15 protein-coding genes are annotated in these 16,199 nt (G+C 59.5%); 10 read left to right on the forward strand and 5 right to left on the reverse strand.

Annotated features, from left to right (window positions below; translation table 11 throughout):
- Nucleotides 1–13: 13 nt before the first annotated feature.
- The 3 genes from PYR65_RS08755 to PYR65_RS08765 all read left to right on the forward strand — a co-directional run bounded on the left by PYR65_RS08755 (nt 14) and on the right by PYR65_RS08765 (nt 4,298).
- Entirely contained in the window at nt 14–1,315 is a 1,302-nt protein-coding gene (locus tag PYR65_RS08755) for a DUF6638 family protein (RefSeq protein ID WP_276120689.1), read from the forward strand.
- A complete protein-coding gene (locus PYR65_RS08760; RefSeq protein WP_276120690.1) occupies nt 1,308–2,435 on the forward strand; it encodes a DUF2333 family protein in 1,128 nt (375 codons plus the stop codon). The genes PYR65_RS08755 and PYR65_RS08760 overlap by 8 nt, the downstream gene beginning before the upstream one ends.
- Nucleotides 2,436–2,618: 183 nt before the next feature.
- Complete coding sequence (locus tag PYR65_RS08765) at nt 2,619–4,298, forward strand: formate--tetrahydrofolate ligase (protein WP_276120691.1); 1,680 nt, start codon at nt 2,619–2,621, stop codon at nt 4,296–4,298.
- Between the two features lie 59 nt (nt 4,299–4,357).
- Here the strand turns inward: PYR65_RS08765 and PYR65_RS08770 are convergent, their stop codons facing one another.
- Both PYR65_RS08770 and PYR65_RS08775 read right to left on the reverse strand, forming a co-directional pair.
- Complete coding sequence (locus tag PYR65_RS08770; protein ID WP_060637051.1) at nt 4,358–4,867, reverse strand: DUF1993 domain-containing protein; 510 nt, start codon at nt 4,865–4,867, stop codon at nt 4,358–4,360.
- Between the two features lie 117 nt (nt 4,868–4,984).
- Nucleotides 4,985–5,944, reverse strand: coding sequence for an extensin-like domain-containing protein (locus PYR65_RS08775; protein WP_276120692.1), 960 nt, complete (start codon nt 5,942–5,944; stop codon nt 4,985–4,987).
- Between the two features lie 302 nt (nt 5,945–6,246).
- Here PYR65_RS08775 and PYR65_RS08780 point away from each other — a divergent pair, with 302 nt between their 5' ends.
- The 6 genes from PYR65_RS08780 to queF all read left to right on the forward strand — a co-directional run bounded on the left by PYR65_RS08780 (nt 6,247) and on the right by queF (nt 14,008).
- Nucleotides 6,247–8,484, forward strand: a complete 2,238-nt coding sequence (locus PYR65_RS08780) for a TonB-dependent hemoglobin/transferrin/lactoferrin family receptor (RefSeq protein ID WP_276120693.1) — start codon at nt 6,247–6,249, stop codon at nt 8,482–8,484.
- A gap of 111 nt (nt 8,485–8,595) precedes the next feature.
- On the forward strand, nt 8,596–9,030 hold the full coding sequence (locus PYR65_RS08785) for a MarR family winged helix-turn-helix transcriptional regulator (protein ID WP_276120694.1): 435 nt from the start codon (nt 8,596–8,598) through the stop codon (nt 9,028–9,030).
- Nucleotides 9,031–9,365: 335 nt separating this feature from the next.
- On the forward strand, nt 9,366–10,109 hold the full coding sequence (locus PYR65_RS08790; RefSeq protein ID WP_276120695.1) for an SDR family NAD(P)-dependent oxidoreductase: 744 nt from the start codon (nt 9,366–9,368) through the stop codon (nt 10,107–10,109).
- A gap of 245 nt (nt 10,110–10,354) precedes the next feature.
- On the forward strand, nt 10,355–12,544 hold the full coding sequence (locus PYR65_RS08795; RefSeq protein WP_276120696.1) for an anthranilate synthase: 2,190 nt from the start codon (nt 10,355–10,357) through the stop codon (nt 12,542–12,544).
- A gap of 79 nt (nt 12,545–12,623) precedes the next feature.
- A complete protein-coding gene (locus PYR65_RS08800; RefSeq protein ID WP_060637057.1) occupies nt 12,624–13,547 on the forward strand; it encodes a cation diffusion facilitator family transporter in 924 nt (307 codons plus the stop codon).
- Nucleotides 13,544–14,008: a preQ(1) synthase gene (gene queF, locus PYR65_RS08805; protein WP_060637058.1), complete on the forward strand. Its 465-nt coding sequence runs from the start codon at nt 13,544–13,546 to the stop codon at nt 14,006–14,008. The genes PYR65_RS08800 and queF overlap by 4 nt, the downstream gene beginning before the upstream one ends.
- Nucleotides 14,009–14,051: 43 nt before the next feature.
- Here the strand turns inward: queF and PYR65_RS08810 are convergent, their stop codons facing one another.
- Nucleotides 14,052–14,630, reverse strand: a complete 579-nt coding sequence (locus PYR65_RS08810; RefSeq protein ID WP_276120697.1) for a HupE/UreJ family protein — start codon at nt 14,628–14,630, stop codon at nt 14,052–14,054.
- Between the two features lie 257 nt (nt 14,631–14,887).
- On the opposite strand from PYR65_RS08810, the gene PYR65_RS08815 reads away from it, so the two are divergent.
- Nucleotides 14,888–15,469: an ATP-dependent Clp protease proteolytic subunit gene (locus PYR65_RS08815; RefSeq protein ID WP_060637084.1), complete on the forward strand. Its 582-nt coding sequence runs from the start codon at nt 14,888–14,890 to the stop codon at nt 15,467–15,469.
- Between the two features lie 54 nt (nt 15,470–15,523).
- On the opposite strand, the gene PYR65_RS08820 is transcribed toward PYR65_RS08815, so the two are convergent.
- On the reverse strand, nt 15,524–15,919 hold the full coding sequence (locus PYR65_RS08820; RefSeq protein ID WP_276120698.1) for a type II toxin-antitoxin system VapC family toxin: 396 nt from the start codon (nt 15,917–15,919) through the stop codon (nt 15,524–15,526).
- Between the two features lie 2 nt (nt 15,920–15,921).
- Entirely contained in the window at nt 15,922–16,197 is a 276-nt protein-coding gene (locus PYR65_RS08825; RefSeq protein WP_276120699.1) for a type II toxin-antitoxin system Phd/YefM family antitoxin, read from the reverse strand.
- Nucleotides 16,198–16,199: the final 2 nt, after the last annotated feature.

Below are 16,199 nucleotides of genomic sequence, written 5' to 3' on the forward strand. Positions count from 1 at the left end.
CCAGCCAAACCGCATGAAACGCCTCCTCGAAGCCGAACTGATCTATGGCCGCCTGCTCGATATTTCCGAGCCGCATCTGATTGCGCGCTACAACAAGGCGCTGCAGGGGTTCGGCCTGCGCCCGACGGCGCTTGCGTCCTTTCAGATCGACATGACGGGGTTTTCGCCTGAAATCGCAGATGAACTGGGCGATCGCGATTATCTCGATCCCAACCGTGTCAACCGCCGCTTCATCATCATGACGCCGGATCAGGAAGAGCTGCCGGTTGTTCATACCAGCTTTTCCAACACCGCCGCCCTGATGCACGAATTCTTCGGTGCCAACAGGCGGGCAATCAATGCGGTGACGATCAAGGATGCGCTTTACGGCGAGATCGAGGATTCCGTCTCTGTCGTCAACGATATCGATGATCTGCTCTCGATCAACGAGGTGCGGTTTCGTGTTTTGTCGGCCGAGGACATGCTTGGCAAGGCTGCCGAACTGCGCTCGCTTGTCGACCGGTTGAAGACGGTGCCGGCGGCCTGGGCTGATGATGCACTGTTGAACCGGATGGTCGATCTGGCAAAGGTCACCGGCGATATCCGCGAAAATGCGCTGGTGCCGGACAAGCTGGTCTTTCGCCACGATGCCTTCTGGGCCAATCATTTCGGTGGCGTCTATGTGTTTCTGGACGAAAAGACCACGACGGTAATCTGCGATCCCTCGGTGCCGGGTTTCCGGCGCTCTAGACCGTGGCAGGTCGGTTATATCAGCCTGTCCGACCATCAGCGCATCTACGAGTTCCTGGCCTCGACCAACCGGTTGCAATTGCCGCAGGCGTCCTGGGTGCAGGATTCGGGCCTTTATCAGCACCGTGCCGACATGGCGTTGCGAGCCCTGGTCAATCAGGCGGACCCGACGACGGATCTCAACGCGATCGATGCGATCTGGCTGCAGACCTGGATACACCGCAATTCCGCGCTGGTCTCTGCGGATGGCGTCTATCCGTTCCTGCAGACGATGATCCGCACGATTGCGGCATCGGGCAGCATCAAGATGCAGGACGTTGGGCCGGAAAACCGCTTTCTCCTGGTGCGCGCCGCCCCCGATCATCCCGATCAGTGGCTGACAAACCGGCTGATCGCGCAGCTTTGCCCCAGCGATTTCGTCTCCCGCTTCGTCTTTGACAAGCAGGGGTTTTATGCAGCCTATGAACAATACAGCGAAAAGTTCAGGGAATATGTTGTGGCAACGCTGACCAGCACATATCTCAGGGACAAGCTGGCGTTCCGCAAACGCCTTTATGGCCTCAAGGAGGATAATACGAATGCTTGATCCGATCGTCGCGTTTTTTCAGCGTCTGTTTGCAGCGATCGGCCGGGGCATTGGCCTGGTGGTGTCCTGGATACTGTTTCCCTTCGTCACGCTGGCTAACTGGTATGGCGGGCGGGCCTGGATCATCAAGGGGCCGATCGGCCTTGGCCTGCTTCTGTTGATCGCCCTCTACGGCTATTTCATCTGGCAGACGCAGGTCTGGACCAATTTCGATCCGGATTACCCGAACCGCTATAATCTTGCCGAGCGCAAGAATGATGCGGGTCTTCCTGTCAAGGTGGCGGCCGGCCAGACGGCGCCGGCCAATGCCTGCGAGCGTTCGGCGATCGTCGATGTCACCGCCGATCTGATCGATTACAATGTCAATCAGAACGCCTGGGTCTCATCGATGGTGCTGTTTAAGGCCGGGCTTTTCGGGATGGACTGGGATCGCACGCCATGGCTCGACAACAAGGCGTCGTTCCAGCGGGGCGTCAACGAGGCAGTGCGCCGCACGACGGTCGAACTCGTCGATTCGCTGGTGCGCATGCGCGGAACCTCCGGCATCAATCCGCAGCTGCAGAGCGTGCGCAGCAAGATGCAGTATGAGGAAACCAACTGGTATTTCGGCCTGTCGCCCTTCGGCTTCCTGACGCCGACGCCGACGCAATATCGTGCCGCATTGGCAGATCTTCGCAGCTTCAACGACCAGCTGGCCACCTGTGCTGCCACCTTCGACGCCCGCGCCGACAATTTCCTGGAATTCATGGACCGCGTGTCGAGCTCGATCGGCAGCACGTCTGCCATGTTGCGCGAGCGTTCCGAGAATTATAATGGCGGCTGGTTCGATACGCGTGCGGATGACCGCTTCTGGTTCGCCTATGGCCAGCTCTACGGCTATTACGGCATCCTGACGGCCACCGGTGCCGATTTTGACGGCGTCATCAACCAGCGCGGTCTGGCGCCGATCTGGAACGAGAGCATCAAGCAGATGCGCGCTGCCCTGCGCATTCAGCCGCTTATCATTTCCAATGGCCAGGAAGACGGCTGGATCATGCCGACGCATCTGGCAACGCTCGGCTTTTACGTTCTCAGGGTGCGCTCGAACCTTGTCGAAATGCGCGACATCCTCGCCCGCTAAGTCCAGACAGCATCTTGGAGACGGAGGGACCACGTTCCTCCGTCTTTTTGTCTGATTTTTCGAGAAAATCACCGATTTTCTGCGTTTTCCCGCTTCACTTCTGAACAAAATGATGGAAAGCGCCGCCGCTTCGCGCTCATATGCTCTCAGACCAAGAAAAAGGTGGAACGGGAGAGACACCATATGGCCGACGTGAAATCCGATATCGAAATTGCCCGCGCAGCGACGAAAAAGCCGATCCTGGAGGTCGGTGCCAAGCTTGGAATTCCACCCGAACATCTGCTTCCCTACGGCCATGACAAGGCCAAGATCAGCGCCGACTTCATCGCGCAGCAGAAGGGCCGGCCTGACGGGCGGCTGATCCTGGTGACTGCGATCAATCCGACGCCGGCCGGTGAAGGCAAGACGACCACCACGGTCGGCCTTGGTGATGGCCTCAACCGCATCGGCAAGAAGGCGGTCGTCTGCATCCGTGAGGCGTCGCTTGGCCCCTGTTTCGGCGTCAAGGGCGGGGCAGCCGGCGGCGGTTATGCGCAGGTGGTGCCGATGGAGGACATCAACCTGCATTTCACCGGCGATTTTCATGCGATCACGTCCGCGCACAATCTGTTGTCGGCGCTGATCGACAATCATATCTACTGGGGCAACGAGCAGAATATCGACATCCGCCGTGTCGCCTGGCGCCGGGTGATGGACATGAACGACCGCGGCCTTCGCCATATTGTCGGCTCGCTCGGCGGTGTGGCCAATGGTTTTCCGCGCGAAACCGGGTTCGATATCACCGTTGCATCCGAAGTGATGGCGATCCTGTGTCTGGCCACCGATCTCAAGGATCTTGAAAAGCGCCTCGGCGATATCATCATCGCCTACCGCCGCGACAAGACGCCGGTCTTTGCCCGCGACATCAAGGCGGATGGGGCGATGACCGTTTTGCTCAAGGATGCGATGCAGCCGAATATCGTCCAGACGCTGGAAAACAACCCTGCCTTCGTGCATGGCGGCCCGTTTGCCAATATTGCCCATGGCTGCAATTCGGTGGTGGCGACGACGACGGCGCTGAAGCTGGCCGATTATGTCGTGACCGAAGCCGGTTTCGGGGCCGATCTCGGCGCGGAAAAATTCTTCGACATCAAGTGCCGCAAGGCAGGGCTGAAGCCGGATGCGGCTGTGATCGTCGCCACCGCCAGGGCGATGAAGATGAATGGCGGCGTCAAGAAGGAGGATCTTGCCCAGGAGAATGTCGATGCCGTCCGCAAGGGCTGCTCCAATCTCGGCCGCCATATTCAAAACGTCAAGAAGTTCGGCGTGCCCGTCGTTGTGGCGATCAACCATTTCACGCTGGATACGGAAGCCGAGATCAAGGCAATCAAGGACTATGTCGCCACGCTTGGCGCGGAAGCGATCTTATGCCGGCATTGGGCGGAGGGGTCGGCCGGGATCGAGGAACTGGCCCGCAAGGTGGTGGCACTGGCTGAAAGCGGCCGCTCGCAGTTCTCGCCGCTTTATCCCGACGAGATGCCGCTGTTCAAGAAGATCGAGACGATCGCCAAGGATATCTATCACGCCGACGCCGTCATCGCTGACAAGTCGGTGCGCGATCAATTGCGGACCTGGGAGGAGCAGGGTTACGGCCATCTGCCGGTCTGCATGGCCAAGACCCAGTATTCGTTCTCGACCGACCCGAACCTGCGCGGCGCGCCGACTGGCCACACCGTTCCGATCCGCGAGGTGCGGCTATCGGCCGGGGCTGGCTTCATCGTTGTCATCACCGGCGAGATCATGACCATGCCGGGCCTGCCACGGGTGCCGTCGTCGGAGAAAATCTTCCTCAACGCGGATGGGTTTATCGAGGGGCTCTTTTAGCACTAGCGAGACACCCGGAGGGCCGGCGAATGCCGGTTCCTCCGGGTGTAACGCGGCGCTCAGCCATAGGGGCCGAGATAATCGATCTTGCCAACGGCGACGCCCTGGTTGCGCAGGATGTCGTGCGCCGTTGTGACATGGAAGAAGAAGTTAGGCAGGGCGAATTTCAAGACGTAGTCATCGCCGGCAAAGGTGAAGCTGAGCTTGCCGAAGGTGACCGCAACATCCCTGGTGTCGCTACCCTCCAGATCGGACGGTTTGACAGTCTCCAGATAGGCGATCGTCTTGGCGATGCGTTCGCGCAGTTCGGAAAAATTCTTCTCGTCATCCGGAAAGCCGGGTGCTGCGACGCCGGTGAGGCGGCCGATGGTGTTTTTCGACGTGTCGCTGACGCGCTGGATCTGGGCTGACAATGGCAGCATATCCGGCGCAAGCCGCGCGTTGAACAGGTCGTCCAGCGGAATTTTCTGCTTGGCCGCGTGCGATTCGGCCTTGTCGAGCAGGCCGGCGAGGATGTTGAGGCCGCGGATGAAGACGGGGACCGAGAGTTTGAACATGGAGACGGACATTGAAAATCCTTTGAACGGAGGCCGTGGGTGGCCCGGATGTCCTCAGCAAGTGGGACGTCGCCAGGCCTTGGGCAAGATGCATCACTCGTTTTCTGCGGCCACGGCTAGTCTAAGCCGCTAGCGGCAATACCTGTACCCGCCCTTGCGCTCGATCACGTCGAAATGCAGATGGTTTTCATGGGCCTCATCGCTGCCGGGATCGAGCACGGTTTCGAAATAGAGGCAGCCCGTTGCCGTCACCGCGCGCTGAAAGGCTCCGGCCAAAGTCGAATCCTCGTCGCGCGGCTGGATTTCGATCGACTTGCCGTTCTTGAAGGTGAAGGAGGCGATGTCGATGGCGTTGCCGCGCGCATGCTCGGAAATTTTGCCGGTCTTGGCGTTGTTGCGCAGGCGGCAGATATAGCTCGATGCCTGGTTGATCGTGGTGAGTTCCCCCTCGCTTTCAAGCGCAACCTTGGCTGCCGGCAGAACCGCATCCTTGGTCCAGCGTGCCAGTTCCAGCGCCGTCTCGCATCGCATTGTGCCTTCTGGCTTCAGCGTGATGCCGGGCAGGACGGTCGATAACGTCAATGGCTTGTCGATGCCGCACCCTCTGCCGTCATCGATCCGCGGCACTTCCTTGAACACAGCGCCGATCGCCTTCAGGTCTACCAGACAAGCGGCATAGTCCTTCCCGTCCTCGGGCTTGATCGTCAGCACCGGTTCCGGCGGCTTCTGATCAGCCGCAGGCTTTGCGTCCACCGGGTTTTCAGGCTTTGCCTCGCTTGCTGGCGCCTTTCCGTCTTCCTTCGTCTGCGGCTTTTCGTCTGGTTTGATGTCGGGCGTTACGCCTTCTGGCTTTCCTTCTTCTGGCTTTCCTTCTTCTGGCTTGACCTCTGGCTTGACCGCCTCCGGTTTGACCTCAGGCTTTGCGTCCTCCGGTTTGACGTCTGGCTTTTCCTGGGGCGTTGCGACCGTCGTTCCCTGGTCCGGTTCAACTGCGGCGGGCTTTTTTTCCGGTAGGGGTCCGTTTTCAGGAAGGCCGGCACCCGCCAGGAGGAGGAGGGAAAGCAAGGGGGCAAGCAATCGAAGAGTCATGAAACAGTCTCCGGTTCTGCCGGGGGCGGCAGGGGTTCGAATTCACAACGCATTCGGGCAGGAAAGGGTTGCATCCTTGCTGCAGGATGCCGGATCGTTGCCAAATCGAAACACATCCTGCGCAGAGAGGGGAAATCTGACAAAACTGAGACAATTATTTGTTGACAATGAGTGTCATGTTTTCTAACCGATGCTGACAGGCAGTTCTTTGCGGCTGCTCCCAGAATGCTTCGTTGCCCAGCCAGCCCCTTGAGCAGATCGCCTCAGCAGCCAGCCCGGTAAAATCATCAAAGGATTGATCCATGATTACCCGGCATCACTGCGCGGCGCTTTTGGCATGCGCGGCGTTTTCTTCCGTCACCCTTCTTCCCCATGTTTCGTTTGCGCAGGACGCCGCCGCTACGACGACGGCAGCGGATGCGGAGGAGGCTGGTACAAAGCTGAAAAAGCTGACGGTGAAGGGAGACGCGGTCAAGGGTGTGGCGGATACACCCCTTGCAACGGAGACGACGGCTGAGGAAATTCAGGACGAGCAGGTCTCCTCGTTCAACGATCTTGGCCGCACCTTACAGCCGGGTGTCGGCTTCAATCGTTCCAATGGCAGCGTCAACATTCGCGGTCTCGACGGAGCTCGGGTGCAGACAACGATCGACGGTATTGTGATCCCGTATCTCGACGACGGGGCCCGCGATGCCGATGGTGGCATCGACAGTTTCGATTTCGATGCCCTTTCGGCCGCCGATGTCGTTCGAGGTGCGGATTCGAGCCGCGCCGGCGATGGTGCTCTGGGAGGCGCCGTTGTTCTTCGCACGTTGCAGCCGGAGGACCTGATCGGCGAGGGCAAGACCTGGGGCGGTATCTTCAAGTTCACCTATGACAGCGAGGACGAGAGCTGGGGAACGTCTGCGGCTGCCGCTGCACGTTACAACAATACGGCGGTTCTGTTTCAGGGGGGCTATAAGCGCGGCCACGAGCAGGACAATTCCGGTAAATCAGGCATCTACGGTCCAGGCCGTACGGAACCCAATCCGGCTGATTTCGACCAGAACAACGTATTGGTGAAGCTCAAGCAATATACTGATACCGGCCATACCTTCACTTTCACCGGCGAGCGTTTCGACCGTGACAAGGATATCGACCTGCGCTTGGAGCAGACGCCACTTGGCAACTTCCGTCCTGGTAATTGGGATGGCGATGAGGCGGTCAAACGTGATCGTATTTCATTGAACTATGAATTCGAAGCCGTCGACGACAACGCCTGGTTTGATGCTGCCAATGCGGTCATCTACTGGCAGGATTTGACACGCGAAAGCGGCAAGTCGGGATATCGTTACACATCGGTAATCGGTGACTACTGGCGCAACAGCGAAGTCGAAAATCGCTCCGTTGGCGGTGCTGGGTATCTGGAAAAGAAATTTGACACCGGACGGCTGTCCCACACGGTCCGTCTCGGCGGCGATTTTGCCATCGGCAAGACATCGCAATATTCCTCCGGTGACGACAGTTGCTCGGGTGGGCCATACTCTCCCTTTGACCCCTGCAATTTTCTGCACACCAACCAGGCGGATATGCCTGATGTCGATACCAAGAAATTCGGCATCTATGTGGAAGATGAACTCGGTTTTGGGGATAGCGGTTTCTCGCTGACGCCTGGTCTGCGCTATGACTGGTACGATCAGTCGCCGCAGGAAACGGCTGCCTATACAGCCAATCCCAACTTCAACGGCATGCCGCCCGGCCAGAGCAACGACGCTTTTTCGCCGAAGTTGCTGGCAAAATATCAGGCAGCGCCGAATGTCGAGCTGTTTGCCCAATGGGCAATGGCCTTCCGCTCGCCGACAGCCAACGAACTTTATCTCGACTATGGCGCACCCGGCACCTATCTGCGGCTTGGCAATCCTGACCTGAAGCCGGAAACCAGCAATGGTTTTGAAGTCGGTGCTAATCTGGGCGACGAGGATTTCGGTGGCCGCATCACCGCGTTCCACAATCGCTATCGCAACTTCATCGATACTGCCACTGCCGGTTTCGATCCCACCTATCCCTTCGGCGTGACGCAGGCTGTCAATCTTGATCGCGTGCGCATCTACGGCATCGAGCTTTCGGCTCACAAGCAATTCGACAGCGGCTTTCATGTCAATGGCTCGCTGACCTACGCCAATGGCAAAAACTTGGATCCGTCGATCGAAAACAATCGGCTCGCGTCCGTCGCACCGCTGAAGGGTGTCTTGGGGGCTGGCTATGCTGCCGAAACATGGGGAGCAGATGTTGCTTTCATCGCAGCCAAAGGAAGTTCCAGCAAGTCGGATTCGACCTTCGGCAACGTGCCCGGTTATGGTCTGGTTGATCTCACCGGCTGGTGGAAGCCGGAAGTGACTGAAGGCCTGACGGTGCGCGCCGGTGTCTACAATCTCTTCGACAAGGAATATTACGACGCGATCAGCGTGCGTGACGTTACGTTTACAGCGTCATCGCCGGGTAAGGCTTATTATTCCGAGCCGGGCCGGACCTTCAAGGTGTCGCTGACGCAGCGCTTCTAACCTTTAGGTGCTCATCAAAGCGTGTGTTCCGGGAGCGGCCAATCAAGGCCGCTCCCTTTTTCGTGCCAAATCCCAGTTGACAAAGTGCATATGCACATTTATATCCAACCTATGACAACGCAATCGTCCATCACCACCTGCAACTGCTTTGCCATCCGCCAGGCTGCCCGCTTCGTGTCGCAGCTTTACGAGCGGCATTATGCGCGGGCAGGGATCACGGCGGCGCAGTTTTCATTGCTGGTCGCTATCGCCGAAGCGGGAAAGGCCGGGATGGCTGAAATTGCCGAGGCGATGGTCATGGACCGCACGACATTGGTGCGGGCGCTGAAGCCGCTGGAGCGCGACGGTTACGTAGTGAGCGAGCCGGAAGGCAAGGGATCGCGCAAGCTGCTTTTGACGCTGTCGGCCAGTGGCCAGCATAAACTGTCGGAAGGCGTCGAATGCTGGAAAGCGGCGCAGGCCGAATATGTGGAGCTTGTCGGCGCCGAGCGTGCCGACACCCTTCGCGACATGCTTCTTGCCATCCCAACCGGCAAGGCGGCCTGATATGATCGACCAAAGTCGAGCTCGACCGCCTTACCTGCTGATAAAAGTATTTTCTAACAATCCTGCAGGTCGCTGGGGAACTGAACCGGTTGCCAAACTCCCCTCATCCCCGCCCTTGTGGTGGGGATCCAGTCAGATCAAGTCATTGAGTTAAGAGAATCTTTTGACCCGACGGACGTCGGGTCACTGGATCCCCGCCACAGGGGCGGGGATGAGGGAGGATGAGGTGTCGCTCTCGCGATTATCGTAGGGTTTGTCCGCAGTCTGAGCCGGATCATTCCCCAGCTTTTTCAACACTCAAAATAGTGCATATGCACTTCAACCAGGAAATCATCATGTCGCAGACAATCGAAAATGCCGTTGCTCTCGTCACCGGCGCCAATCGCGGGATTGGCCGGGAATTCGTGGCCGAGCTGTTGCGCCGCGGCGCCCGTAAAATCTATCTCGGCGCCCGCGATCCCGCGTCGCTGGCCGGTCTTGTCGCGCTCGATCCCACGCGCCTCGTGCCCCTGAAGCTGGATGTGACCGACGCGGCCGATGTCGCGGAGGCGGCCACGGTGGCGAATGATGTGACGCTGCTGATCAACAATGCCGGTTTTGCCGGCGGGCAGGGGGTCATTTCCGCGCCGGATCTGTCGATCGCCCGCCAGGAAATGGACGTCAACTATTTCGGCGTGCTGTCACTGTCGAAGGCGTTCGCGCCTGTTCTTGCCAAGGTTTCTGAAAGCAGCATCGTCAATGTCCTGTCTTTCCTGTCGCTGGTGACGCTGCCGTCGGCCGGAACCTATTCGGCCTCGAAGGCGGCGGGTCTTGCTGCCAGCCGTTCCATCCGGGCGGAACTGCTTGCGCAGGGCACGCAGGTCGTCGTCACCATGCCGGTGCAGGTCGAGACCGACATGGGCCGCAGCCTGCCGGAGCCGCGCCTGCAGCCGCTGGATGTCGTCAGCGAAACGCTCGATGCCGTCGAGGCCGGTGTCGAGGAGGTTTTCCCCGGCGAACTGACCCGCACTGTCGCAGCCGCCTTCGCCGCCGACCCGAAGGGCGTACAGGCACACATGTCCACCCGGCTGCCGGCCTGACATCGCCCGAAGGGTACGGCGGAAATTGCATCTCCATTTTTCCGCCGGCGCCCGCTTGCACAATTCTCTCTCTCACGCTAACAATTCCGCCATGACACAGTCACGCAACATTGCAATCTGGTGGTGGGCTCGCTAAAGCGGCCTTGACCAGTCATGCGTGATTGAGACGATAAGCCGCCCGGAAGTTTCGAGGCGGCTTTTTTGTATTCGGGCCGCAGGAATGACGGGCCTGAACGGAGCGACAGATGGCGACGACAATTCTTGCAGACGGTGCGGAAGCCTATACCACCAAGGGCGGCATTTCCGTCACCCGCCGGCGGCGCGAGGCCCCTTATGGTGAAGCGATCTCCAGCTATGTCGACAGGCTCGACGAGCGCCGGGGTGCGGTGTTTTCCTCGAACTATGAATATCCGGGCCGCTACACGCGCTGGGATACGGCCATCATCGATCCGCCGCTTGCGATTTCCTCCTTCGGCCGCTCACTGTGGATCGAGGCCTATAACGAGCGCGGCGAAGCGCTGCTGGAGATGGTCGCAGCGCATCTGGCCGGTGTTGCCGATATCACGCTTGGCACGGCGACGGCGCGGCGTCTCGATCTGACCATCAACATGCCGGACCGGGTGTTCACCGAAGAAGAACGCTCGAAGATGCCGACGGTGTTCACTGTCCTTCGCGCCGTTACCAACCTGTTCTTCTCGCAGGAAGATGCCAATCTCGGCCTTTACGGTGCCTTCGGCTACGACCTCGCCTTCCAGTTCGATGCGATCGAGCTGAAGCTGAAGCGTCCAGACGACCAGCGCGACATGGTGCTGTTCCTGCCGGATGAAATTCTGGTCGTCGATCACTATGCCGCCAAGGCCTGGATCGACCGCTATGACTTTGAAAAGGACGGAAAGACGACGGACGGCAAGGCTGGCGATATCGCGCCCGAGCCCTTCCAGACCGTCGACAGCATTCCGCCGCATGGCGACCACCGTCCCGGCGAATATGCCGAATTGGTCACCAAGGCCAAGGAAAGCTTCCGCCGCGGCGATCTGTTCGAGGTGGTTCCGGGCCAGAAATTTTACGAGCGCTGCGAAAGTAAGCCGTCGGAGATTTCCAACCGGCTGAAGGCGATCAACCCATCGCCCTATTCCTTCTTCATCAATCTCGGCAACCAGGAATATCTGGTCGGTGCGTCGCCCGAAATGTTCGTGCGCGTCTCCGGCCGCCGCATCGAGACCTGCCCGATTTCCGGCACGATCAAACGCGGCGACGATCCGATCGCCGATAGCGAACAGATCCTGAAGCTCCTGAATTCCAAGAAGGACGAATCCGAGCTGACCATGTGCTCGGACGTGGACCGCAACGACAAGAGCCGCGTCTGCGTGCCCGGTTCCGTCAAGGTCATCGGCCGGCGGCAGATCGAGATGTATTCGCGGCTGATCCACACGGTCGATCACATTGAGGGACGCCTGCGCGACGACATGGATGCCTTTGACGGCTTCCTGTCGCATGCCTGGGCCGTCACCGTGACCGGTGCGCCGAAACTATGGGCCATGCGCTTCATCGAAAGCCATGAAAAAAGCGCCCGGCTCTGGTATGGTGGCGCGATCGGCATGGTCGGCTTCAATGGCGACATGAACACCGGCTTGACGTTGCGCACCATCCGCATCAAGGACGGCATTGCCGAGGTGCGCGCCGGTGCCACATTGCTCAACGACAGCAATCCGGAAGAAGAAGAAGCCGAAACCGAACTGAAGGCCTCCGCCATGATCGCAGCGATCCGCGACGCAAAGTCCGCCAACAGCCGTGGTACCGGCCGCGATGTCGCGCCGGTCGGCACCGGCGTCAAGATCCTGCTCGTCGATCACGAAGACAGTTTCGTCCATACGCTGGCCAACTATTTCCGCCAGACGGGCGCAACGGTGACGACGGTGCGTTCGCCGGTTTCCGACGAGGTGTTCGACCGGGTGAAGCCCGATCTCGTCGTCCTTTCGCCCGGTCCGGGCAGACCAAAGGATTTCGATTGCAAGGCGACGATCAAGAAAGCGCGCGCCCATGATCTGCCGATCTTCGGCGTGTGCCTGGGGCTGCAGGCCCTGGCCGAAGCCTATGGCGGCGATCTGCGCCAGCTGGCAGTGCCGATGCATGGCAAGCCCTCGCGCATCCGCGTGCTTGAGCCCGGCATCGTGTTTTCCGGTCTCGGCAAGGAAGTGACGGTCGGCCGCTACCACTCGATCTTTGCCGATCCTTCGACCTTGCCGCGCGATTTCATGATCACGGCCGAGAGCGACGACGGCACGATCATGGGCATCGAGCATACAAAGGAACCGATCGCAGCGGTGCAGTTCCACCCGGAATCGATCATGACGCTGGGCGGCGATGCCGGCATGCGGATGATCGAAAACGTGGTGGCGCATCTGGCCAAGCGGGCAAAGATCAAGGCCGCCTGACCGCGCATGGACGCAGGGTTGACAACCGCCGCGCCCGACAAGGCGCGGCGGTTCTTTTTATTGGGAAACGGAATCGGCAATGGCCACTGAAATTCAGGGAAACAAGGCGCAGCGCCTGGCATTCTGGGGCATTCCGCTCGCCATTCTGGTGCTGGGGCTGAAAATGCTCGCCTGGTGGGTGACCGGCTCGGTGGCGTTGCTGTCCGACGGTCTGGAATCGATCGTCAACGTGGTCGCCGCCATCGTCGCATTCGCCGTTATCGGCTATGCCGCCAAGCCTGCCGATGCCGATCATCCGTTCGGCCATTACAAGGCCGAATATTTCTCTGCGGTCATTGAAGGCGTCCTGATCGTGGTTGCGGCTCTCCTGATCGTTGCCGAAGCCGTGCCTGCCATTTTCGCGCCACGCCTGCCGGAAACACCGGCGCTTGGCCTGGCGATCAACCTTGTGGCCGGGGTCATCAACGCGATCTGGGCCTATACGCTGATCCGCGCCGGCGCGTCCCTGCGCTCGCCCGCATTGACGGCCGATGGACATCACATCCTGTCGGATGTCGTCACCTCCATCGGCGTGCTCATCGGTCTGGTGCTCGCTATTCTTACCGGCTACGCCGTGCTCGACCCGCTGCTTGCCGTCATTGTTGCCTGCAACATTCTCTATCAGGGCTGGAAGGTGATTGCCCGCTCCGTTGATGGGCTGATGGACCGGGCGGTTCCAGCCGAAGAGGAAGAGGCGATCAAGAAGGCGATTGCCGCCAACGCGATGGGGTCGCTCGGCGTGCATGACTTGAAGACCCGCGAGGCGGGGGCGGCGATCTTTGTCGATTTCCATATGGTCGTGCCCGCCGATATGCCGGTTGGCGATGCGCATGATATCTGCGACCGTCTTGAAGATGCCATCCGCGAGGTTCACGCAGGCGCCAAGATTGCCATTCATGTCGAGCCGGAGGGCGAAAAGGCCCACGGCATTCGCGTCAAAGTCATCGAAGGATTGAGATCATGACCATAACAGACGTTTCGGGTCTGTCGCAGCTCGGGCAAAATGTGACCGCGCCGCAGAACCCTGAAGAGGCCGTGCTGGAGCGCGTGCCGACCAGTCATGCCGGGACTGATTTCGTCGTCCGCTTCACGGCGCCGGAATTCACCTCGCTCTGCCCGATGACGGGCCAACCGGATTTCGCCCATATCGTCATCGACTATGTGCCGGATGGCTGGCTGGTCGAATCGAAATCGCTGAAACTCTACCTGCACTCGTTCCGCAATCACGGTGCGTTCCACGAGGATTGCACGCTCGATATCGCCAAGCGGCTGGTCGATCTGCTTTCTCCGAAATGGCTGCGGATCGGCGCCTATTGGTATCCGCGCGGCGGCATCCCGATCGACGTCTTCTGGCAGACCGGCGCACCGCCTGCGGGGCTGTGGCTGCCGGATCAGGGCGTGCAGCCCTATCGCGGACGCGGCTGATACAAGACAAACGGCGGATTTTTGATCCGCCGTTTTTTATTGATCAAGCAAAGATCAGCGCCAGTCCGGCAAAGGCGGTGAGGCCGCCGATCATACGCGAGATGATCCGGCCCGATGACAGGCGGCCGATGCCGAGCCCAAGGCCGATGCCCGCGATATGCAGGAGCGCGGTCGCAACCACGAAACCGGCGCTGAAGGGCAGGGCGCCGGCGGCCCCCAGTTCACCGCCATGGGCGTAGCCATGGAACAGGGCGAAGATGCCGACGACGGCGGCGCAAGCTCCGGTTTCCATGCGAACGGCCATGGCGACCAGCAGGCCAAGGGCGACGACGGAGGCGAGAATGGCGGGCTCGACGAAGGGCAGGTGCACACCGGCTATTGCCAGCGCAAAACCAAACGCCATCGTGCCGACAAAGGCTGTGGGGACGACCCACAGCGCGCGTCCGCCGATCTGCGCTGCCCAAAGGCCAACGGCGATCATGACCAGAATATGGTCGAGACCCGAAAGCGGATGGGTAAAGCCCGCCAGCAACGATCCATGTTCGGCGGGATCGAGATGGGCAAAGGCGGGCATGGTCGAGGCGGCAAGGCTTGCGGCCGTCAGAAGAAGGCGTGTTTTCATTGGTGTCCCCATTGGAGGGCGGGATCTGTGGGAGGCAGACCCGCCGGATGCGAATTCATGACATCTGCATTTTATGTGGGGATGGCGCGCTGTCCATACGGCAATTGCCTTAGAGCGCTTCATCTTTACCATAGCTGCAGGCAGGTGCCGATTGCGCTTTCAACGGCAACCGCTTTTGTTGCATTGTTTTCGCAGTCGAGTCGCCTTATCTGACAGCGGCAGGACATTTGATTTTATTTCGCGGGAGAGTTCGCATGATGAACGAAGAAGACGACGACAAGGCAAAGGAATTGCCTTTGGGCAAGGAGACCGAGGCGAACCTTTTCAAGTCGCGCTCGATTTTCATCTACGGCCCGATCAATCAGGAATTGGCGCAGAAGGTCTGCTCGCAGCTCGTGGCGCTTTCCGCTGCCAGTGATGAGGATATCCGCATCTTCGTCAGCTCGCCTGGCGGACATGTCGAATCCGGTGATTCGATCCATGACATGATCAAGTTCATCAAGCCGAAGGTCTGGATGATCGGAACCGGCTGGGTCGCTTCCGCCGGCGCGCTGATCTATGTGTCAGCTCCCAAGGAACGGCGCATTTGCCTGCCGAACACCCGCTTCCTGCTTCATCAACCCTCCGGCGGTACGCGCGGCATGGCGTCCGACATCGAGATCCAGGCCCGTGAAATCATCAAGATGAACGAGCGCCTGAACCGGATCTTCGCAGAAGCCACCGGCCAGCCGGTCGAAAAGATCGCCAAGGACACGGACCGTGACTATTGGCTGTCGGCCGAGGATGCCAAGGCGTACGGCCTCGTATCGCGCATCGTCACATCGGCTGCCGATATCTGAGGATTTGCAAATCCCCGGCACATCCCGACCCCGCTGGTCCGCCAGCGGGGTTTTTTATGGCCGGCTCGCCGTGGCGGAGAGGGGATGATCGATGAGTGCCGTGTCGATGGTGATGAGCTTCATGTTTTCGACCAGGCATTGGGCGAGCAGAAGCCTGTCGAACGGATCGCGTGTCGGTGGCTCGGGCTTGACGCTCGGCAGAACATGATCCTCATGGATCGAAATGAGCGTGAGGCTGTAATGCCTCGCTATATCAGGCAACTCTTCCAATCGATTTTGCAGCGGAAGTTTGCCCAAACGATTCTTGATGGCAATTTCCCAGAGGCTTGCAACGCTGAGATAGTATTGCTCCTCAGGATCGGTAAGGATCCTGCGGATTGCCACGGGAAGTACGGCGACACGGTCTTCAATAATTGCCAGAAAGATGTGCGTGTCCAGCAGTCTAGCCACGCTTATTCTCCGCGAACAGGCGGTAGAGGCGTGATCAGAATGTCTTCGGGCAACGGGTCATCGAAATCTGCCGGGATTTCGCCAAAGAAACTGTCTATGCCGAGTTTCTTTTTATAGGCTTTGCCCGCTTCCCAATCGATCCCGCCCTTCTTCGTTGAGGGCACGAGGTCCATCACCGCCTTGCCGTTGCGGGTCACGGTGATGGTTTCGCCTGCTTCGACACGGCGGGCGAGTTCGGTCAGCTTGTTCTTGGCGTCGCGGATCGGGATCTGGGTCATGA

It is taken from the genome of Pararhizobium qamdonense, from assembly GCF_029277445.1.
In the GTDB taxonomy this organism is placed as follows: Bacteria; Pseudomonadota; Alphaproteobacteria; order Rhizobiales; family Rhizobiaceae; genus Pararhizobium; species Pararhizobium qamdonense.